This window comes from Coprococcus sp. TF11-13 (assembly GCF_003481085.1).
Taxonomy (GTDB): domain Bacteria; phylum Bacillota; class Clostridia; order Lachnospirales; family Lachnospiraceae; genus Coprococcus; species Coprococcus aceti.
On sequence record NZ_QUKK01000011.1, the window covers coordinates 1 to 20,638 of the forward strand.

The window sequence follows — 20,638 nt, forward strand, 5'->3', positions numbered from 1 at the left end:
ACTATAACGCATAAAAATACCCTCCTTACTGGTTGTCCAGTAAAGAGGGTACATATCACCAGACGGCGCTTTTTTGTATTTGCTATATATTATACTTATGCTACTCTGCCAGCTTGTTGAGCTTCTCAACAAGTGCTGTCTGGAGAGCTTCAAGCTTTGCATCTGCATCATCAAGGCTTGTTCCCTTGATTCCGTAGTACAGCTTGATCTTTGGCTCTGTTCCTGATGGACGTACACATGCCCATGCGCCATCCTCAAGGTCGTAGTAGAGAACGTTGGACTGTGGAAGTCCTGACTCTGTGACCTCTCCGGTGGCAAGATCTGTGATCGTGTTCTTCTCGTAATCACGAACCTTGAGAACTTTGAGTGTATCGATCTGAGTAAGTGACTCAGCTCTGAGTGAGGACATGATCTTGCGAATCTTCTCTGCTCCTGTAACACCCTTGAGCGTTATTGTGTAGAGGCCTTCCTTGTAATATCCGTACTTCTCATAGAGATCAAGCATGTGATCCCACAGAGTGATTCCCTGGCTCTTGCAGTATGCAGCAGCCTCGCAGAGACACATAACTGCAACCGGAGCATCCTTGTCTCTTGCGTATGTTCCAACGAGACATCCGTAGCTCTCCTCCATACCCATTACGAAATTGTATGAATTATTCTGCTCGAAGAACTTGATCTGCTCACCGATGAACTTGAAGCCTGTTAGAACCTCGATGAGGTTGACATTGTAATCTGCAGCCAGTGGATCAGCCATATTTGTGGTTACAATAGTCTTGACCATGGCCGGATTCTTTGGCATGAGACCGCATTTTGTTCTCTCTCTGAACTGGTATTCAGCGATTATAAGTCCTGACATATTTCCTGTAAATGGCATATACTTGCCTGTCTTTGTATCGAGTGCGTATATTCCAAGACGGTCTGCATCAGGATCTGTAGCGAGAACTATGTCCGCATTCTTCTCCTTTGCCAGCTTGAGGGCAAGCTCAAATGCCTTTGGATCCTCTGGGTTTGGATACTCAAGCGTTGTGAACTCAGGGTCTGGAAGCTCCTGCTCAGGAACAATATATACGTTTTTGAAACCAAGCTCGGACAGAACTCTCTTTACAGGTACAAGACCGGTTCCGTGGAACGGTGTGTATACGATCTTGATGTTCTCTGACTGCTCCTTGATGATCTCAGGATGAATGATCTGCTTCTTGAGTTCCTCCATATACGCGTCATCTATCTCGGCACCTATGATAGTGAGAAGGCCCTTGTCAAGTGCCTCCTGCTTATCCATGGTCTTTACTGTATGGAAATCTGTTACAGCCTTAACCTCTGCGATGATCTCTCTGTCCTTTGGAGCTGTGATCTGCGCGCCATCCTCCCAGTATACCTTGTAACCGTTGTACTCTGGTGGATTGTGGCTGGCTGTTATAACTATACCTGCTGTACATTCAAGCTTTCTGACTGCATATGAAAGCTCAGGTGTAGGTCTGAGTGACTCAAAGAGATATGACTTGATTCCATTTGCACACAGGCAGAGAGCTGCTTCTGCTGCAAACTCTGGAGAATACTTTCTTGAATCGTATGCTATTGCCACGCCCTTGTCCTGCGCATTCTGCTTCACAATGAAGTTTGCAAGACCCTGTGTAGCCTTGCGGACGGTGTAGAAGTTCATTCTGTTGGTTCCCGCGCCTATCACACCTCTGAGTCCACCAGTTCCAAATACAAGATCACGATAGAATCTGTCCTCGATCTCAGCCTCATCATCAGCTATGGCTGCAAGCTCCTTCCTGGTGTCCTCATCAAAATAATCATCTGTCATCCAAAAATCATATGTGTCTCTGTAACTCATCTTTCTACTTCTCCTTCTTTTTTCTCATTTAGTATGCCCTTTTATGAACGTTCTGCTGTTTGAGCAATCACTGCTCAGCGCTTCCTATTTTCTCAGGAATTCTAGTGGATCTCCCTCAGCCAGAAAATGTGTCATGAGGTATGCTCCTCTGAGCGACACCTGTTCCTCTGACAGGATTCTTCTGACCTCACCTCGGTCTGCGAGTATGACCTGTATGTCCTCTGTGCTCTCCTTGCTGTCGAGATTTGGTGTTCCTGTAGCTGTTCCAAATACAGCACTGCTCATCTCATCCGTAAATCCCGGGCCCATATAGAATGGCCTTCTGTAGAGTTCTTCTCCGCCCTCATATACATCAAGGGTAAGCCCTGTCTCTTCCTTCATCTCCCTGACTGCTGCCTGCGCCGGAGTCTCATCTCCATCCACCAGTCCTGCAGGAAGTTCATATATATATGTATCGAGTGGGTATCTGTACTGCCTTATGAGCACCAGCTTCGGCTCATCTTCCAGCTTAACTCCATATATAACTATTCCTTCCGGTTTTATATCGTGGGTCTTTATCTTGATGTCGTTCTCTTTATTCCTTGAAGCAAAGTAATAATTGAAGTCTTTTCCAGCCGTGTCAACCGCATCTATATGATAGAGGTTGAGGAACGGATTGTCTGTGAGTTTTTGTACACCTTTGTATTTCTCTTTCACTTCATCACATCCCATCTGTGTATTTTAATGTATTCAGCCGACCATACATTCGCAAAACCGCACGGTTCCCGTGCTCTTTCGCTGCTGCGCTGAATATTTACCTTTATTCAGCCGGCCATACATTCGCAAAACCGCACGGTTCCCGTGCTCTTTCGCTGCTGCGCAGCTATTTTGCTCATTGTATGGGGCGGTGACTCTATTCGAGTCACCACAGGATAAGAACACCTGATTCTTACATGCAAGCATGTCGAATCCGCTGTTCTTATCCTGCACGGCTGAATATTTACCTTTATTCAAAATTAGCATAGTTTTTACAATATATCAAATTCTTTTTTAAGTAATTTTATCATTTTTTAGCTATTTTTAATGCTTTTTAGTATATTTGCGTCATTTTGCCATATTTTTCTATGTGATTCCTGGTTTTGATGCAGCTATGTGCCTCCTGATTCTGAATATTTTTTACTCAAAAAATCCGGGCACTTTAATCTGCCCGGATTCCAAAAATGTTATGCAATTTATACTCTACTGATTCTCTGTCGATACCAGTTGATATTCTGCATCTCTCAACCTGCAGTAATAAAATGTCTGTCCAGCCTCCTCTGTGTAGGTTTCAAATACTCCCGTAACGATCACCTCACTCTGGTCCGCCGGGTAATCGCCTGGATATACTGCACCTCCACCAAGTTCAAATTCAAGCCCCTGACTGCAGCATGCCAGAGCGTCGGCTATGAGACAATAATTATAATATTTGTCGGTTATCGGATAATAAGATGCATAATACTTTCCTTCTATCCTTATCGTCTTGCCCTCATATTCCTCAGGTTTTGACATCATCTGATATACCGTCGCATATACAAGATCGCTTCCCATAAGTGTGAGATCCACATCCACACCCTCAGACTTGTATTGCGCTATAACTGAGCTGTCTCCATTCACGACCTGCCCATATGTTGGTTCTGATGTCGCCTCAGTTACAGATGCGGATTCTGTCTCTGTCGTGGTTTGCATCTCTGTTGTGATCGTCGTCTCTGTTGTGGCTCCCGCCGACGACTTGCTTTCCACATCACCATCGCCTGTTTTCTGATTAAGCACCTTATCCACTGCATTCTGTGTGTTCAAACGACTGCCCGCAGTCTGAGATGCTCCACCACAGCCTGTGACAGTCAGCAACATACTCAGCACCAATATTGACATAATCAATCGCTTAAATCTGTGTCTGCATCCATGCATTCTTCTATTTCTATTCATATACATATTCTTATCTCCTCATCACTTTCCCTGCTATACTGTTAAATGCAAATATAACCATATCGCATGCAACGATCGTAGAACCCACCGGTGTTGAAAATAATATGGATACCAGCATGCCGGTCAAAGTTCCCACAACTGACAATACAGCCGAATATAATACCACTGACCTGAAACTATACATAACTCTCATTGCCGAAAGTGCAGGGAATACCAGAAGCGCCGTGATGAGCAGGGAGCCCACCAGATTCATTGCAAGCACTATTATCACAGCGATTATCACCGCCAGCGCCAGATTATATGCCCCTGCATTTTTCCCGATTGCCCTGGTAAAACTCTCGTCAAATGTGACTGCAAATATCCTGTTGTAGAACAAACAGAAAAACGCTATTACACAGATTGACATAACTATACACAGCCACACTTCTCCCATTGTCAATGTCAGTATGGATGTTGAACCAAACAACGTTGAGCACACATCGCCAGATACATTTGCCGACGTGGAAAATACATTCATTATCAGATAACCTACGGCTAAAGCACCGACAGACATCATAGCTATCGCGGCATCCCCCTTAAGCTTCGCATTTTGTCCCGACATAAGTATGAGAATTGCAGCAGCCACAGTCACCGGCATCACTATGATCGTGTTGTTTGTCAGTTTCAGAACAGATCCTACCGCCATTGCTCCAAATGCAACATGCGAAAGTCCATCGCCGATAAATGAAAATCTTTTCAAAACCAATGTTGCACCGAAAAGTGACGAACACAATGCTATAAGAATACCAACCACAAGAGCATACTTAACAAATGGATACTGCATATAGTAAATTAACTTATCAACAAGCTGCACTCTGTCCACCACCTTTCTCATATTCTACCGAAATGATGTTCCAATATCTGCTGTTCTTATATTCCTCTCTGCTACCCCAGAACGAGCCCCCATGATTCATATGAAGCACATGTCTGGCGCAATCTATTGCCCTCAGATCATGTGATATCATGATCACTGCCACACCATTTTCATTTAACTGCTGTATCATCTGATAGAACTGTGCCGTTGCGACAGGATCAAGGCCAGTTACCGGTTCATCAAGCAGAAGAAGGTTCTCAGTTGCACACAGGGCTCTCGCCAGAAGGACGCGCTGCTGCTGTCCTCCCGACAAATGCCTGTAACATTTCCTGCGTATATCCCACATTCCAAGTCGTTCAAGCTGAGATTGCGCAAGCTGCTTTTCCTTTCTGCCATAAAAAGGACGTGCTCCGCACTTAGGCAGCGTTCCCGACAAAGCCACCTCCCATACAGTCGCAGGGAAATCCTTCTGCACAGGTGTCTGCTGCGGCAGATAGCCTATATCACGCGATGTCAGATTATCGCCAAACTTTATCTCTCCTGAAACCGGTTTCAACAGGCCAAGCAGAGTTTTTACCAAGGTACTCTTTCCCGCTCCGTTCTCTCCAACTATACAGAGATAGTCTCCCTTGTCTATACTGAAATTAAGGTCTGACGCAACTGCTCTTCCGTCGTACCCGACTGCCAGGTCTTTACATGTTATATAAGACATTATTTTCTCCTCTTCTATTTCCTTCAATGTCAGCCTTTTACCACATGGCTCTAATTTAATGCTTGAGACAGTACATTCAGGTTATCTTCCATCACGTTCAGATACGTCTCACCATCAGCTACAGCCTTTGCAGTCACAGACTGCATCGAATTCATCGTCAGAATCTCCTGATTTTTCGAATCTGTTGTCTTCTTTATCGACTCTGCTATACTGTGATCTGCACCCTCTATCGTCAGAATAACCGGAAGCTTTAACTCATCCACCTTCTGCGCAAGGAATGTTATCGTCTCGAAACTTGCCTCCGACTCAGCACTGCATCCCACAAATGCAGCATAGTAAGTAAGGCCATAATCATCCGCCATATATCGGAAAGGGAATCTGTCGCCAAACAGAATTGCCTGACGTTTTCCCTTAGAAACTGTTAGTTCGTACCTTCCATCAAGATCATTGAGTTCATCAACGTACTTGCCTGCATTCTCCATGTAATCAGATTTATTATCTGGATCAAGTGCCTGGATATTATCCGCCAACACATTCGTCAATGCCACTGCGTTCTTGAGTGAAAGCCATACATGTTCATCATACTCCGGGCCTTCCTCTCCTTCCTCTTCTTCCTCTGCCTGCATGCCTGGAACTACCTCTTCCTCTTTGACTGCAGTTCCCAAAGCGTCAAGCATATTTACAACCTTCATATCCTTATTAGTCGCTTCTTTCAGGGCACTATCCACCCAGCCATCAGACTCACCGCCAACATACACGAACATATCTGCGTCAGCTATCTTTGCTATATCCTCTGCAGTTGGCTGATAACTGTGAAGATCCATCCCCTGATCGAGCAGCATAGTAAGCTGAAACTTGTCGGAATCACCGCCTATAATATTGCGGATCCAGTCATACTGAGGAAAAGTCGTACATACAATGCTGTACGCCGCAGCATTTGCCGCATTTTCAGGCGCACTGCCTCCTTTCTGATCAGAATCTGCTGCCGTCATTGATGCTCCGCAGCCGCAAAATGCTGAAACAGTAAGTACCGATGCCATAACAAGGCCAAATATTCTATTTTTCATAATGATCAATAAACCTCCGAATTGATTGATATAATTGACAGGCATATTTTGATGCCTATAATTGGGTAAATTTAATAAACTGCCTCTAGATCAAAAAACACCAATAATAAGTATTCGCCCTTATCTTTAGATGTATTTCCAGACGCAATTCTCAGTCAATATCCGTACTTTAAATCAATTCAGCAATTCCACCTTCAGGGAAACGAGCGTATCGGTACAATACTCGTGGGTATACACCAATACAACTCCAAGTGTGAACACACTTAAGAACGCCAGGAACACTGGCGTAGTTGACATTGTCTTTATATTTGAAAGGAACTGTGCAGCCTGCTGCAAATGCATACATATAGGACATTCCTGCCCCGTACAGTCATGCTCCACATTGCGCGCAATATAGCCATAAGAGAAAAGTACTCCCGATATAAAGAACACTATAAGAATCCATGACATTATTCTCTTTTTACTCATTCTGCACACCTCCTTTTCATTGTAGGAATTTGGGGATATATAGTTTTCGTTGTGACCATAACGATACAATCCCATCTGTAACAATCACGTTTAGTTTAGACTACAGCGACTCCACAATGCCTCTGACAATCTTTGCAAATACCACATATCGACGATCTGTCACAGTCGATCATAAATCCATACCTCTCCTGAACTCCTTTAGCTATGTGATTCATGGTATCGCGGTCAATATGTATGACTCTTCCGCACTTAACACACTGCATATGAAGGTGTTCGTGACAACTATGATCAGCCTTTTCCATTCTATACATACTTGAACCACCATCAGCACTCTGATACTTTATCAATTTGTCCTGGGTAACCATGCGGTCAAGATTGCGATATACAGTTGTTGTATTCGCATCTATGCCATTCTCATCCAAATACACACTTACATCAGCCACACAAAAACCTCTGTCCTGCCTCTCTGCAGCAAATGCCTCTATAGCCTGACTTATTCTCGTTTTATACTCCCTCGCCATAATATTCCTCTTTTTTGAATTTGCAAGTCATTTGCATTTTACTGTATCATAAATGGCTTTTAACTTTATGTCAACATCTTTTTATTTATCACTTTTCCATCACTACTATCTTGTTTGATATATTGCTGACAAATGGTATTTTGCCAATGACCTTATATACCGGTATGAACTCAGCCATTCCTTCTACAAGACTGCGCTGTTCTATGTATCTGTATTTCGGTATGATCTCCGCCAGCTTCTTTCCATTTGGCACGCCCCAGGAGAACCTGGCATGGCTTCCATGGATGGATTTCTCCTTGATATGCTTTGCCATGAACGGAGCCATAGTCTCTACGAACACCGCAACATGAGTAAATTTCCTGTCTATTATGTCGAATATTTTCTTCACATCAGCTTCTGTGAGATACATCGTAAGCCCCTCTATGATGACCAGCACAGGTTCACCTGCATACTCTACCATGTCAGCCCATTTGCCGTCCATGGCGGATTCCGCTATCTGGTACACCGGTCCGTCCTCCTGTAGGAACTTTGCCCTGACAGTCATGGTCTCCGGGAGATCAATGTTGTACCAGCCTTTATATCTACCCTCATTTCTATAGCAGCGGGTATCAAGACCACAGGCGATATTCACAACCACAGCACCCTTATGCTTTTTCAGGTATTCTGATACAAGCTTATCAAGAACTATAGTTCTAGCTATGACTCCGCTTCCCATTGCCAGATCCTTGTCCGCCAGTGAAAAGTCATAATCCAGGCTGTCAACTATCTCTATAGCCTTGCCGTCATATATGACATGATCCGACTTTCTCGATTCCTTCGCCCTGGCATAAAGCGTCTGGAGCATCGTCTCTGGAACTCCGGTTATGTCCACCTTTGACCTGTCTGCTGTGCTGTTCTGTGTGCTAACCATTTTCTCATTTCCTCCTGCTTTTTAATTGTGCAAACGTATGAAAGGCGCTGCGCGCGCTTCACAAATTGAGCAAACGCATGAGAGGCGCTTCGCGCGGCGTTTGCGTGCTTCACAACATGTCGTCAAGCGCAGCTTGATGACCTGCGCGCACATCAGTGCGCTTCCTCTGCCGGAATCCTCCCACTTACGTGGGCCCCTCCTTATGAAATATAACATTTGTCTTGTTTTGTTATGTTCGTAAAAATAAGAGGTTCATCATCGATGAACCTCTTTCTTTAAACTCTCTATCAACTTTTCTGTACCGCCTGTGGCATGAATGCCGATCTTTTCTGTCAGATACATTTTCTTCTCCACATCTACATCCTCGTTCAGTATCGCCATGGCTCCTTCAAGCCGCATCTTAGCCAGCACGCGAACCAAATTCTCATCCGGCTCGCATCCAAGCTGTGACCTGTAATATGCCGCAAATGAATGTCTCATGAACTCCTCAACCCTCTGGTGATAATTCTCATAACAGCTGACATCAGCGCCATGCATGATGATCATTACCTCTTCCCTGTGTGCCAGAAGGAATTGCATCATGATCTTATCTGCATCTACGCCCGTAGCGGGGTTCTCAATCTCCCCCTTCATAAGTTCTCCAAGCATGGCTTCATATTGGTTCACAAGCGGTTCAAGTATCGCCTTGAACAATGCCTCCTTACTCTCAAATGAAAAGTAGAAGGCTCCGGTGGTAACTCCCGCACTATTGCATATCATTCTAAGACTTGCCCTCTGGTAACCATTTTTAAGGAATTCCTCTTTACCTGCTTTTTTCAGTTTTTCTATCGTTTCACTGCGCTTGTCGTTTTCCATAACATGTGTTATGTTAGCACAAACTAACTAGTCTGGCAACATATTTTTGAAAGTTATCTCTATTTGCCATCTAGGTATCTTCGCACCGTCTCAAGGCCGCCGAGTGGCACGCAGAACTTCTGGTCATGATTCTTACATGCCTCATAAGTGTCCTCAAGATCAAACCAGCACACGCCGTCAAGCTCTTCCTTCTGTATTGTCAGATCTGCTATGTCCACCTGTTTCTGATACACGAACACAAATGCCACCTCGTTGTCCCTGAACATTCTGCCATGAAATTCCTTCTCATACCGGATCCTGAATGTTCCCGCGAAATCAAGATCTGCGGCCTCAGCTTTGATGCCAAGCTCCTCTCCGAGTTCCCTGAGTGCCGACCCCATCGGTTCATCGCCCGCCTGTATATGTCCGGCAGAGGAAGTGTCATACCTTCCGGGAAAAGAATCCTTATCCATCGACCTCTTCTGCAGAAGAACCTTATACCTTCCATTCTCTTGCTTCGCTATCCAGATATGGGCAGTCCTGTGACATATGCCTTTTGCATGTGCCTCGCTCCTCTCCACTGTGTCTCCGGTAGGGTTGCCCTGTTCGTCGCATATATCAAAAAGTTCCATTATAGTGTACCGTCCTTATTTCACTGATTCGATACAATTATAATGGAACTTTTTTCTTTTATCTATATATAATTAACACCTATAATTACACTTGTAACATAATGCTATAAAGCTGCTTTCGCCAGCTTGGTATTGCATCTAGTCATAACCTCAAGATAATATGCCGAATCAACTGGTGACATTTTATCAGCATCATACGCATCTGCTTTACTGACAAAATCTGCATATTTGCTCGCATAATCTGCATAGTCTGCGAGCATGCTCACCGTGTCATCTGAATTCTCATATTTCTCCATAAATTCAATATAATCGTCTATAAACACCTCATAGCTATCAAGAAACGCCTTGAGGTCGGGATCAACCACGCTAGAATCTGAAACCGAGGTTTCTTCATCTGCCGTATCCTCACTTTCCTGCTCACTTTCTTCAACTGTAGTTGTCTCTTCAACTTCTTCTGATGTGGCTGATTCTTCTTTTTCTTCAGTCGATGCTTCAGTTGCGATCTCTGTCTTAGCTTTCATCCTTTCAGGCGAAGAAAGATATATATCCATGGAGTCACTCGAGTAATGTGTAAGTTCCAAATGATAACCATCCTTATTATCAGCCTCAAACGAAGTCGATGTCGTTGAAGAATTTTTATCAAATCCTTTTTTCTTGCATGCTTCAATATAATCCGCATATTTTTCATCTGTCACTTTATCAGCACTCGCACTTAAATAATCTTTATCATTTGATAATACGTATCCATATTCTGTATCCGGAGCAGGAAGATATGCTGCAAGACCATCATCCGGCCAGTTTAGTTTTCTATTCTCATGAGATGATGAATGTCCTCCGCTATGACTTGCTCCAAAAGGAATCACGAGCAGAAATGCAAGAATAGCAAGTGCCACATATATGAATTTTTTCTTTTCTTTTATAATCTGCATACCCATAAGCCATGACACAGCAAGCAAGCCACTCTGTATCAATGCAATTATACCCGATAAAACCGAGCCAGAAGAAAATGAACCAATCGCTGCTATAATGCAAATAAACACAGACACTATAGTAACCTTGCTAAACTTGCTCTTTCTGTATGTCTTTTGTTCTTCTCTCTTTTCGTTGCGGTCTTCCTTTTCTTTTTCATTTGCCATTCTGGCGTATTCCATTTCTTTATATGTATTGCTCTTAAGTTTTTCTATTGCCACCGCATCACTGTCAAGTATCTTTTCTCTATCTCCGCAATATGGACAAGTATATTCTCCCTTATCTGCATCCACTTCCAAATCTCCATTGCAGTTTTTACACTTCAGCTTTATTATACGAGCACCTGTCTGACTCTCGCATCTATTTCCACACTCCGGACAAAATGTCGCCCCCTCCGAAATATTTGCTCCACATTTACTACAAAACATTGTTCTTCTCCTCCTTACGATATTTTCTCTATCAACTCATACGCCTGATTTATATATTCATCGATCTCCACTTTCCGCTGTCTGAGCCTTAATATATGAGCATCAACCTCTCTCCTCACTTCATCTTTGCTAAGATTATCCAGTTCTGCTATCTCTCTGATGGAAAACTCCAGATTCTGAAGGAGCTTGATCATCCTGACCCTGTCCTGGGTTTTCGCATCGTACAGCAGATAACCTCTCTCATTTCTTGCTGCCGCAGACATTAAGCCTGCCTTTTCATATCCCTGAATCGCCCGTCTGCTGACCCCAGTATGTTCACACAACTCCCTCAATGTCTCCACTCTTTTTATCACCACCTCACGCGGACATTTTCTTAACTGTAAAATTGCACGTTGCGTGCAGTCAACACATTGATGCCAGTCCATAGCATATGCTGCCTTCGATGTTGATATTGTCCCACCGTATTTTTAAAAGTGGATTTGTCAGTGCAAAAAGGCACTCTGAATCCAGCCTGTCATCTGTCTTCAGAATGCCTTTATCACATTTCATATATAATTTATCTTAATTATTATGTCATACCAAAAGTCGATTTGCGACCGCCGTCCGCATCATGCTAAAGCTCCCTGATTATTTGCTCAAGTTCTTCCCGCTTTCTGTTGTATGCATCCAGATCACTGTTCCTTTCACATAATTTTACTGCCCTCTCCAACCACACAATACACTCATTTCTGTCTCCAAGCTCAATATAAATATTTGCTGCAGGAATAAGCATATAATTTATCAGATCAAGCTCTGAACTGCATGTTCTGCTGTAAACCTTCCATGCCTTGTGTATATTTCTGTCTACCTGGCACGGATTGACATCAATATATGTATAGAACCATCCCTTAGTTATGTAATACGACAGCCAGTTTTCAGCATTATCTGTAATTCCACCGGTCTCTGAATTATCTATCTGAGTCATGATCATCCTGGCTCTGTTCAGAAGATCTACGACCTTTTTTCTGCTTCGCAATGTGAAATTCCCATCAAAACAGGATCTGACTGTATATGTAGCTACCGCAATAATATCTGCAGCAAGCTTTAACAGTGCATCCGTCGTTTCTGCTTTTTCGTAGCACGCTATCGCCCTATCCATATATCTCATCTGAAGAGCATACATTTTTTTCCCTTCTCCTGTCTCCGGTTCAAAGTTTCCGTCAAGAATTGTGTCCAGATAATCTATCCGGATATCGCAGACAAAGCCTTCTATGTAGTGACTTTTTCCTTCCGACCATTTCTCAAGATATCCTAATATCTCCTCTGTATCGCTATACCGGCCCATCTCGGCATATATATGAGCCAGCTTGTCACACACTTCAACCATTTCCCGGTCTGATATAAGTTTGTCTGTACGTCTGGCCATGTCCCATATTCTTCTTCCATGAGTCAGTATAAATTGTTCACTTTCTATAGGCAGCATCACAATTGTCTTTGCTGCAAGGCGAAGATATTCCTTGGAATCACGCAAGTTATCCACATTCATACAGCAATTTGCAACAGCCACGCATATCGATACCATGACGTTATCTTCAGCGATCAGATTGGCAAGGCACGCTTTTACGGACTGAAGCTCTTCTGTTTCTGGCGGTATGTTCTTCTCATCCTGCATATCTGCCCATTTTCTGCCAAGTTCTCTTCGTACTGCCTGACCTATAACAGGATGAAGTGCAAATTTTTTATGCCGTTCAACCCAGCCAATATCAGCCAGTTCATTTATCATATTCTCATCATCAGCATCAATAAAGCAGGAAAAATCTCTAAAATCTACACCATTGTCCCCAAACAAAGCCAGACTCATCAAAATTCCTCTCTGTTTCGGCGTAAGGCCATCCATGCAAAACAGCGATGAGATCATATCTGTCATATGCCCATATACATTCCGGCTGTCTATGGTACAACCTGTTTTCATCCCATCCAGTGCCGTAAATCCTTGTTTTTGAACCAGAGCACACGCCTCGTCAATTGACAGATACCCTCTGTCTATCTGTCTTGCCAGGATCATCAGCATGAGTGTGTGTCCATTCACCCGGTCTATCAATTCGTCCAGTTTCTCATACAGATCAGCATCTGACTTTGGTTCATTATTCCGCATATTTGACAACATCAGTTCATACATATACTGTCTTTCAGAAAATGCCTCAATCTGTATATGGTCATAACACTCCGGAATAATCCCCCCTCGCGTCACTACTATCAGCCTGCATCCTGTCCTCACAAATTCTGATATCCCATCATCCAGGTATATATCACTGTTATCCAGAACCGGAACATTATCCACAACCACCAGGCTCTCTTTTGTGTTTTCCGATATGCACTCCCTGAATTTCCTAAGCTTTCTATGGAAATAATCAGCTTCGTTTTCATCAGCCTGTCTGCAAACTGTATTTATATAAAACATATCATCATTACATACAGTTGAATAAAACGAGTTTGAATAATTCAGGTACAGCATCGTATCTAACCGGTCTCTGACATCTATGACAAATCTCCGAACCAGTGTACTCTTTCCGATTCCTCCCATTCCTGTTACAAATATACAAGGCTTTGTCTTTTCGGAAAACCAATCCGTAAGAAGCTTTAGTTCATCCGTTCTCCCCACTACATTTTCGATACAAGCCACCGGACTCGATACAACATATGCTCTTGTCTCATCAGAATTCCCATACAAAGAATCAAGGATCATGAGCAGTTCATCCATGGACTGATACCTGTCCGACCAGTTTCTTGAAAGAGTTCTGTGCAGACATTCTGTAAGTTCCATGGCAAATGAATCCCTGTAGAAATGCTTTTTATTATTTGCCGGACACGAAGAATCTACTACTGATCTATATATGAGTTTCCCAGCGTCATATACTGCATTCTCGTCGCAGTCAAATACATCCGGGTCGCATCCGAACAAAAGGTAAAAAAGCACCGCTCCAACACCATACACATCACTCCACGTCCCAACATGTTCTATATCTCCACTTCTCAGCTCATATGAAGCCCACTTCGAAGTAAATCTTAATATATTATTCTCAGCACAACTTCCTCCTGTTACACTGCATTCTTCAATATCTTTTTTCCTAATAACCGAATCGAAATCATATAATTGAACCCAGTCCCGCGTTCCATCGAGTGCCAGCACATTTTCCGGTTTCACATCCAAGTATAAATATCCCCTGTCATGTAGCAGTTTCAGCGTTCTTGCAAGACTCCTTACTATGCCAATAGCATCCCGGACACTTTCAAATCGGCATTTGTCCAAAGTCGTGCCATCCTGATATGTGGTTACAATATATATTTTGTTCTCTTTTTCGTAGATCTCATACGTGTTTACTATGCGATTTGTGAGTCCATCAGTATCAAACAGGCTGTTGTTCAAGTCAAAAGTACATCGTAAATGTCGTCTTTCTTCCTCAGTTTTATACTGCATTTCCCTGATCCTAACCGGCCGTCTGGCACCTGAGTTGTTGACATAATATCCATCATATACTATAGACGAACTACCTCTGCCGAGTTCTCCTGTCAGCACATACTCGTATGGGCAGTCTTTAAAAGTAAGTATTCCATTTTCTTTCGTATTATAATCCGTATTGTAATCCATATTCCGCATCCTGCTTTTTCATGAATCTCTGTTATAACCAACTCTTACTGTTACGATTGTCTGTCGAAATATATCTCCTGCATAAAATCCTCTCTGAATGTTGTAAGAGGGTCATCATTTTCCAGCGCAAATAAAAATATCCAGTCATATGGATTGCCTGCGTAAAGTGTCTGATACCCGGAGCTCAGCAGAATATCATTTATCCGCAGCCGGCAATTCTCTGCATCTCTGCCACTCACAGCTCTGTTCCCACGCGCAACTGCTTTCCCCGCCAGGTACTCATAAAATGAGAGAAGGATAAGCAATTTTCTCATTCTCTCATCTGATATGCGCACACCATTAAGCACTTTTTCCAAACCATCCCGATCCGGATAACAATACACGGCAAACGCATGGATCAGCCCGCTGTCTGTGAGTATATTTCTGATATTTCTTCCACCGGCCGCTTTTCTGACATTCGGTCCATATAGGCCTATCATTTGCAGATAAATAGTCCACACCGACAGAGACGTATCAAAGCCATTGCTTTTACCAGTCTCAGGAAGCTCCACTTGAAATGCCCTGCGCTCTACTGCGGCTATTCCATTCTCGCCTGATATTTTCAGCCACATACGTTTCAGCATTTTTGCCGCAGTAACATGCTTATATGCAAATCTTTCCGCATTCCGTACTATGTATGCGGCGGTCTCTTCCATAGATGAAATATTCTTCACCTCGCCGGCTATATCCCCTGTATAAAATGCCTTATCATCATCTGGAATTCTCTGAACATCCACGTCCGGCAGATTTTCCAACATCATTTGCAACGTCTTATAATCCGTTTTCAGTTTGATCACCATATAGTACACGATCTCTTCCATATCATGAAGATCAAATCCCCTCGAAAGGCAGATCCGTCTAAGAAAATCCTCAGTCTCCTCGACTTCCAAGCCAAACACAAAGCTCAATTGCAGTGCGGTACTCTTATTGATATTAATATCTTCGGAAAACCACTTTGACATATTCCTCGGTGGCATCACACCGCGCGCTCTATATCTTTCCTTTATAAAATCTGTTTTACTTCCCACATCATCCAGGCTCCCGGCATAACCTTTCTCTATAAGGAATGTATCCAAAGCCTCTCCAAATTTTCTAAAGCGCTCCATCTGGCAACGCAGTTCTTCCAGATAATTATCATCATATGGGGTAATTTCCCTACAGCGGGCTATCATCCTGTCTGTATATTCTGCCATTTGTATCTTCCGACTTTCCATAAATAAATATATATTAAATAGTATGTTGTTATCCTACTCATTGTCAATATACCAAATATTAGGGTTGTCTATTATTGTCATTTAATGTAGAATTAATAAAAATATGTGGAGGAATTTTCAATGAAAAAGCTACTGATTGGTATCGGCATTATATTAGCTCTAATTATTGTATTTTACCTGATAGTACTTATAACTGGATGGATATAGAATTTTTATTTTGAGGACATACGTATGAAAAAAAATAAGCACTTTTTACTTAAAGCATTTATTCTTATTTTATTTTGTGTAATTACATTTTTTATAACCCGATACTTATATGTACCAAATGGGCAAAAAATCGAAAAAACCGATTCGACTATCGGTAAAACAATTGAGTTATCAGGTGAAACCATACGTTCTAATATTGCCAACATTGGTAAACTTGCAACAGCAGAATATACATATACTCATGTTGAACATTTTGATAGTTCTAGAACTATAGGCGATTTTAAGATTCCACTAACAAAAACTTCTTACATATTCAGCTATGACGGAACCATCATCGCTGGTGTTGATTTTACCCAAACAAATGTCAACAAAAATGACACAAGCAAAACTATTACTATTACTTTGCCCGAAGTTGAAATTATCAGCTCTGATGTAGATCAGGATAGCTTTCAATTATATGATGAAAAAAAGAACATTTTTAACCCTACTGATATAACTGACTATGCCGAGTCTTTTGCAGATTTAAAAACCTCCGAAGAGCAAAAAGCAATTGACAAAGGTTTACTCGATGATGCAAAAGCAAATGCTTGCACTATCATCAACTCTTACATGGCATCGCTTAATATACCAAACTACACAACAAATATAACATTTGCAGGCACAACCAATTAGCCAATATACACTTTGTATACTTTTATTAATGTTTTATAAAATATCAGTAATTACACTTGATATTGACCACTTTTTAGGATATCCTCAGATCACAATAAGTTACTAAATAAGTCAGCTCTAATTGACACTAACATTATTGAATGTTAGAATTCTTGTATGATATTATTATGGTAACCTTACCATGCGAAATGGGAACTTTAAGAGATGGGTGTTCTACCATATAAAACAAATGAACAATTTTAATATGAATGTTCTACCATACAAAATGGAACAATTTTATGGGAGCCCTACCATGCAAAAAGGTTTTTAAGAGCTGTGCATTTTAGCACAGCTCTTTTATATTCTCAGAAAGGCGATAATGAATATCCTTAATTTTTACTATATTGATTTAAATACATAAGAAATCTGTCTCGTGCAGATGACAACGTAATGTCAGTCTCCCCTCAGGTAGTTAAGGAGAATCGACCATTTCTTGGAATAATCATTCTTATAGGTGGTCAGAAATATTGCATCCCCCTTACCTCACCAAAAAAGAAATTTGAAAATATGAAAAGCCAGATTGATTTCATCAAAATATTTGACCACAACAGCAGGCATCCTGAGTATTCTTCTAAAATCATAGGAATTCTCAATCTAAACAATATGATTCCAGTTAACAACTCAGTTATATCTAAGGTCAATCTGAAATTAAACCCTCTCGATACCCCAGATAAAACAAAACGAAAGATTCTTATGCAGAAGCAATTATCCTGGTGTCGGGATCATTCCATGTGTAGACTTTAATAAACTTGAGCAAATTTTATCTAAATACTCAGATGACTAAAATCCCTACACCACCAGCCTCGCCTTCGCCCTGCCGGTTCTGTCCTTTTCCACCACTATCTGCTTGTCAATCTTCTCCTTGAGTTCAGTCACGTGCGATATTATTCCCACCAGCTTGCGTCCCTCGGTCACGCTGACCAGCGCTTTGTATGCCTGTGGCAGAGTCTTTTCTGTGTCCAGTGAGCCAAAGCCCTCATCCACAAACATCGTATCTATCTGTATGCCGCCAGCCGAAGCCTGCACCTCATCAGAGAGTCCAAGGGCAAGGGAGAGTGATGCCATAAATGACTCGCCCCCAGAAAGAGACTTAACGTCTCGTCTGCTGCCGTTGTAATGATCCACAACACAAAGGTCAAGGCCGATCTGGCTTCGCCTGTCACTGCTGTCCGTCACACGCCCCAGTTCATACTGACCGTCTGACATCTTCAGGAATCTCAGATTTGCACGCTGAATTATCCTGTCAAAATACGACATCTGTATATACGCCTCAAGGTTTATCTTGTTCTTGCCGGATACATTTCCTGAGGCAGTGTCATAGAGCGACTTCACGCTTACATATTTCTTTTCTTTTGCCAAAAGCTCATCGGACTTTCTGCTTATATTCGCCATCGCCGTTTCATTTGCACGGATGCGGCTGTTTCCATCCTGCATGAGAAGTCTGATCCTTCCCAGCTCATCTCTTGCTGCGTTTTTATCTTCCTCAAGCCTGGCAAGTTCGAGCTTTTCTGCTGACTCCAGCGTGTCTGTCAGAGCCTTTATCTGCCCCTCCAGCGTTTTAATATTCTGGATCACAGCATTATATCTCTTCTCAGCGGCGTCAAATGAATTCTGCAGTTTCTTTGCTCTGCCAAGAATCTCGTTCATCTTCGTTTCCGCCTCACTCCGATTCCTGAATCTGAGCCCCGCGGCCAGTTCTGTCGCCTGTTCTCTGTCTGAGACAACCTTTGCCGTGAGCGCCGATATATTTCTCTCAAGCTCCGCCAGCTTCACCTGCATCCCGGCAAATGCTTCTTCCTCCTGAGGAAGTTTTGCAGCAAGCTCATCCCTTCTGCTGACCCTTTTGCGTTCAGCCTCGATCTGTCTGTCAGTCTTCGCAATCTTCTCATTATAGTACCCAATATTCTTCTCAACCTTTTCCGGCAGACCGTCTATATCCTCCGGATCGTCAAATTTCCTTCCAGCCTGCTCAATAATGCTGTTTCTGATCTCCATGACGCTGGCAAGCTTTACCTTTGCATCCGTAGCACTGGCATTTGCCCTGTCGCGTGCTCTGTCCGCATCCTTCTTCGCACCATCTAACTGCGCATCTGTCGGAGCCTCCTTTGGCAGCGATGCAAGGAGTTTGTGCTCCGTCGCACCGCACACAGGGCACGCCTGTCCCTCCTTCAGATCCTTTGCAAGGATTCCCGCCTGGGCATTCCTGTAGAGCGTGCTCATATGCTCATACAAATCCTGTTTTCTGGCATACATATCATTATCAAACAGATACTGCTTCTGTGCTTTGTCCACCGCCTGTTTTCTTCTGCTGTATTCCATGAGCAGTCTGCTTATGTCATTCAGATAGTCAACAGCGTCAGCCATCTTCTCCCTCGATGCCGTGATTGCAACTATTTTCTCCCCCGCATCCGCAAGCTGTGTCTGCTCCTGCCTCAGCTTTTCTATGCTCTTCTGTTTGTCTGTCACAAGCATTCTGCCCTTCTCTGCCTGTTCATTTTGCCTTTGCAGGAGCTGTTCCTCGTCTACAATATTTTTTCGCTTCTCGTCCAGTTTCTCATAGTTTGGAAGCTCGTTATTTATAACTGCTGCCTGCCTTTGGAGCTCTTCCGTTTCTGGGCGCGCTTCCTTTGTCCTGTTTAACTCTGCCTCAGCAGTAGTTCTGTCATTCTGTACATTTGCAAGCTCCAAATGTGTCTTTTCAAGCTGCACTCTGGCTTTCTCTGTCTGCTGTGCCTTGCCTATCAGCGTGTCAAGTTCCCCGACCCGGGTCTCAAGTGTACTGATCTGCTTCTCATATGAATCCGTTCTTGCCTTCTCCGTTACAATAAGCTTTCCGATGAGTGTGATCACCTCATCAATTGGCATCTGGCCGTCCTTCGCCTTTTGAACACTGAGCCCAAAAGGGTCATCCTCTCCGCAGACTATCCCGGATATATACTGCTCTATACTCTTCTTCATATCGTCGCGTTCACTCTGAAGCCTTCTCGTCTCATCCTGAAGACGCTTCTGCAGAACAAAATACCTTGATGTGTGAAAAAGCTTGCTGAATATCTTCTGTCTGTCCCCGGACTCCGCCACCAACAGTTCCTTGAACTCACCCTGAGCAAGCATGGATATCTGCGAAAACTGCTCTCTGTCCACACCCAACAATTCCTGAAGATATGAATTTACCTTCGTTCTGTTGGAGATGACCGAGTCATCCGGCAGATACAGTTCTGCAGCTGCATCCTGCAGGGTAGTTCCTTCACCTTTTTTCTTACGTCTCTCATAGGAAGGATTTCTTTTAACTCTGTAAGTCTTCCCCATATGATCAAATGTCAGCTCAACGTAGGTATCTGTGTCCACATCGGCATACGTTGATCTCATCATCCTCGCATCACGGCTCGCCCCGCTCGGCTCATCATACAGCGCATAACAGATGGCATCGAATATCGTGGTCTTTCCCGCACCTGTATCCCCAGTCACAAGATACAAACCTTCAGCCCCAAGCTGGGCCATGTCAAGCATCTGGACTCCCGCATATGGTCCAAATGCCGACATCGTAAGATTAAGTGGTCTCATAAGCGCTCCTCTCTTTCACAATGTATCGCCCCTCTCGCCTCTGCGAGCGGGGCAGGTCGTCGGAGCGCATTTGAGTTATTCGCTTCGCTCATAAGCGCTCCTC

The 20,638-nt window shown here is 43.1% G+C and carries 18 protein-coding genes; 2 read left to right on the plus strand and 16 right to left on the minus strand.

Annotation, left to right across the window (positions count from 1 at the left end; translation table 11 throughout):
• Window positions 1–100 precede the first annotated feature (100 nt).
• From DXD11_RS12975 to DXD11_RS13045, 15 genes are all read right to left on the minus strand, one after another.
• Window positions 101–1,837: a phospho-sugar mutase gene (locus DXD11_RS12975; RefSeq protein WP_118758549.1), complete on the minus strand. Its 1,737-nt coding sequence runs from the start codon at window positions 1,835–1,837 to the stop codon at window positions 101–103.
• Window positions 1,838–1,921: 84 nt separating this feature from the next.
• Window positions 1,922–2,533 (minus strand): NUDIX hydrolase, encoded by a 612-nt coding sequence (locus DXD11_RS12980; RefSeq protein ID WP_118758550.1) that lies wholly within the window; start codon window positions 2,531–2,533, stop codon window positions 1,922–1,924.
• 522 nt (window positions 2,534–3,055) lie between these two features.
• Entirely contained in the window at window positions 3,056–3,781 is a 726-nt protein-coding gene (locus tag DXD11_RS12985) for a hypothetical protein (RefSeq protein ID WP_243105871.1), read from the minus strand.
• 10 nt (window positions 3,782–3,791) lie between these two features.
• Window positions 3,792–4,655: a metal ABC transporter permease gene (locus tag DXD11_RS12990; RefSeq protein WP_055280263.1), complete on the minus strand. Its 864-nt coding sequence runs from the start codon at window positions 4,653–4,655 to the stop codon at window positions 3,792–3,794.
• Window positions 4,621–5,346 carry a metal ABC transporter ATP-binding protein gene (locus tag DXD11_RS12995; RefSeq protein WP_118758551.1) on the minus strand — a complete coding sequence of 242 codons (726 nt, stop codon included), beginning with the start codon at window positions 5,344–5,346 and terminating at the stop codon, window positions 4,621–4,623. The genes DXD11_RS12990 and DXD11_RS12995 overlap by 35 nt, the downstream gene beginning before the upstream one ends.
• Window positions 5,347–5,396: 50 nt before the next feature.
• On the minus strand, window positions 5,397–6,413 hold the full coding sequence (locus DXD11_RS13000; protein ID WP_118758552.1) for a metal ABC transporter substrate-binding protein: 1,017 nt from the start codon (window positions 6,411–6,413) through the stop codon (window positions 5,397–5,399).
• 174 nt (window positions 6,414–6,587) lie between these two features.
• On the minus strand, window positions 6,588–6,881 hold the full coding sequence (locus DXD11_RS13005; protein WP_118758553.1) for a hypothetical protein: 294 nt from the start codon (window positions 6,879–6,881) through the stop codon (window positions 6,588–6,590).
• 95 nt (window positions 6,882–6,976) lie between these two features.
• Complete coding sequence (locus DXD11_RS13010; protein ID WP_118758554.1) at window positions 6,977–7,402, minus strand: Fur family transcriptional regulator; 426 nt, start codon at window positions 7,400–7,402, stop codon at window positions 6,977–6,979.
• A gap of 88 nt (window positions 7,403–7,490) precedes the next feature.
• Entirely contained in the window at window positions 7,491–8,312 is an 822-nt protein-coding gene (locus tag DXD11_RS13015) for a class I SAM-dependent methyltransferase (RefSeq protein ID WP_118758555.1), read from the minus strand.
• Between the two features lie 255 nt (window positions 8,313–8,567).
• Window positions 8,568–9,167 carry a TetR/AcrR family transcriptional regulator gene (locus tag DXD11_RS13020; protein WP_118758556.1) on the minus strand — a complete coding sequence of 200 codons (600 nt, stop codon included), beginning with the start codon at window positions 9,165–9,167 and terminating at the stop codon, window positions 8,568–8,570.
• A gap of 59 nt (window positions 9,168–9,226) precedes the next feature.
• Window positions 9,227–9,778 carry an NUDIX hydrolase gene (locus DXD11_RS13025; RefSeq protein WP_118758557.1) on the minus strand — a complete coding sequence of 184 codons (552 nt, stop codon included), beginning with the start codon at window positions 9,776–9,778 and terminating at the stop codon, window positions 9,227–9,229.
• Window positions 9,779–9,882: 104 nt separating this feature from the next.
• Entirely contained in the window at window positions 9,883–11,175 is a 1,293-nt protein-coding gene (locus tag DXD11_RS13030) for a zinc ribbon domain-containing protein (RefSeq protein ID WP_118758558.1), read from the minus strand.
• A gap of 14 nt (window positions 11,176–11,189) precedes the next feature.
• Window positions 11,190–11,516 (minus strand): MerR family transcriptional regulator, encoded by a 327-nt coding sequence (locus DXD11_RS13035; protein WP_158579445.1) that lies wholly within the window; start codon window positions 11,514–11,516, stop codon window positions 11,190–11,192.
• Window positions 11,517–11,788: 272 nt separating this feature from the next.
• Window positions 11,789–14,803, minus strand: a complete 3,015-nt coding sequence (locus tag DXD11_RS13040) for a protein kinase domain-containing protein (protein WP_158579446.1) — start codon at window positions 14,801–14,803, stop codon at window positions 11,789–11,791.
• Window positions 14,804–14,853: 50 nt separating this feature from the next.
• Entirely contained in the window at window positions 14,854–16,035 is a 1,182-nt protein-coding gene (locus tag DXD11_RS13045; RefSeq protein WP_118758561.1) for a hypothetical protein, read from the minus strand.
• A 252-nt stretch (window positions 16,036–16,287) separates the two neighbouring features.
• Between DXD11_RS13045 and DXD11_RS13050 the strand changes: the two genes are divergently transcribed.
• Entirely contained in the window at window positions 16,288–16,935 is a 648-nt protein-coding gene (locus DXD11_RS13050) for a DUF4230 domain-containing protein (protein WP_118758562.1), read from the plus strand.
• 429 nt (window positions 16,936–17,364) lie between these two features.
• Window positions 17,365–17,718: a type III toxin-antitoxin system ToxN/AbiQ family toxin gene (locus DXD11_RS14910; protein ID WP_243105872.1), complete on the plus strand. Its 354-nt coding sequence runs from the start codon at window positions 17,365–17,367 to the stop codon at window positions 17,716–17,718.
• A 45-nt stretch (window positions 17,719–17,763) separates the two neighbouring features.
• Here the strand turns inward: DXD11_RS14910 and DXD11_RS13060 are convergent, their stop codons facing one another.
• Entirely contained in the window at window positions 17,764–20,535 is a 2,772-nt protein-coding gene (locus tag DXD11_RS13060; RefSeq protein WP_118758563.1) for an AAA family ATPase, read from the minus strand.
• Between the last annotated feature and the right edge of the window lie 103 nt (window positions 20,536–20,638).

Coding starts and splice junctions, on each gene's coding strand:
- DXD11_RS12975 (WP_118758549.1), bottom strand. CDS start 1,837: ATGAGTTACAGAGACACATATGATTTTTGGATGACAGATGATTATTTT.
- DXD11_RS12985 (WP_243105871.1), bottom strand. CDS start 3,781: ATGAATAGAAATAGAAGAATGCATGGATGCAGACACAGATTTAAGCGA.
- DXD11_RS12990 (WP_055280263.1), bottom strand. CDS start 4,655: ATGAGAAAGGTGGTGGACAGAGTGCAGCTTGTTGATAAGTTAATTTAC.
- DXD11_RS12995 (WP_118758551.1), bottom strand. CDS start 5,346: ATGTCTTATATAACATGTAAAGACCTGGCAGTCGGGTACGACGGAAGA.
- DXD11_RS13000 (WP_118758552.1), bottom strand. CDS start 6,413: ATGAAAAATAGAATATTTGGCCTTGTTATGGCATCGGTACTTACTGTT.
- DXD11_RS13005 (WP_118758553.1), bottom strand. CDS start 6,881: ATGAGTAAAAAGAGAATAATGTCATGGATTCTTATAGTGTTCTTTATA.
- DXD11_RS13010 (WP_118758554.1), bottom strand. CDS start 7,402: ATGGCGAGGGAGTATAAAACGAGAATAAGTCAGGCTATAGAGGCATTT.
- DXD11_RS13015 (WP_118758555.1), bottom strand. CDS start 8,312: ATGGTTAGCACACAGAACAGCACAGCAGACAGGTCAAAGGTGGACATA.
- DXD11_RS13020 (WP_118758556.1), bottom strand. CDS start 9,167: ATGGAAAACGACAAGCGCAGTGAAACGATAGAAAAACTGAAAAAAGCA.
- DXD11_RS13025 (WP_118758557.1), bottom strand. CDS start 9,778: ATGGAACTTTTTGATATATGCGACGAACAGGGCAACCCTACCGGAGAC.
- DXD11_RS13030 (WP_118758558.1), bottom strand. CDS start 11,175: ATGTTTTGTAGTAAATGTGGAGCAAATATTTCGGAGGGGGCGACATTT.
- DXD11_RS13040 (WP_158579446.1), bottom strand. CDS start 14,803: ATGGATTACAATACGGATTATAATACGAAAGAAAATGGAATACTTACT.
- DXD11_RS13045 (WP_118758561.1), bottom strand. CDS start 16,035: ATGGCAGAATATACAGACAGGATGATAGCCCGCTGTAGGGAAATTACC.
- DXD11_RS13050 (WP_118758562.1), top strand. CDS start 16,288: ATGAAAAAAAATAAGCACTTTTTACTTAAAGCATTTATTCTTATTTTA.
- DXD11_RS14910 (WP_243105872.1), top strand. CDS start 17,365: ATGTCAGTCTCCCCTCAGGTAGTTAAGGAGAATCGACCATTTCTTGGA.
- DXD11_RS13060 (WP_118758563.1), bottom strand. CDS start 20,535: ATGAGACCACTTAATCTTACGATGTCGGCATTTGGACCATATGCGGGA.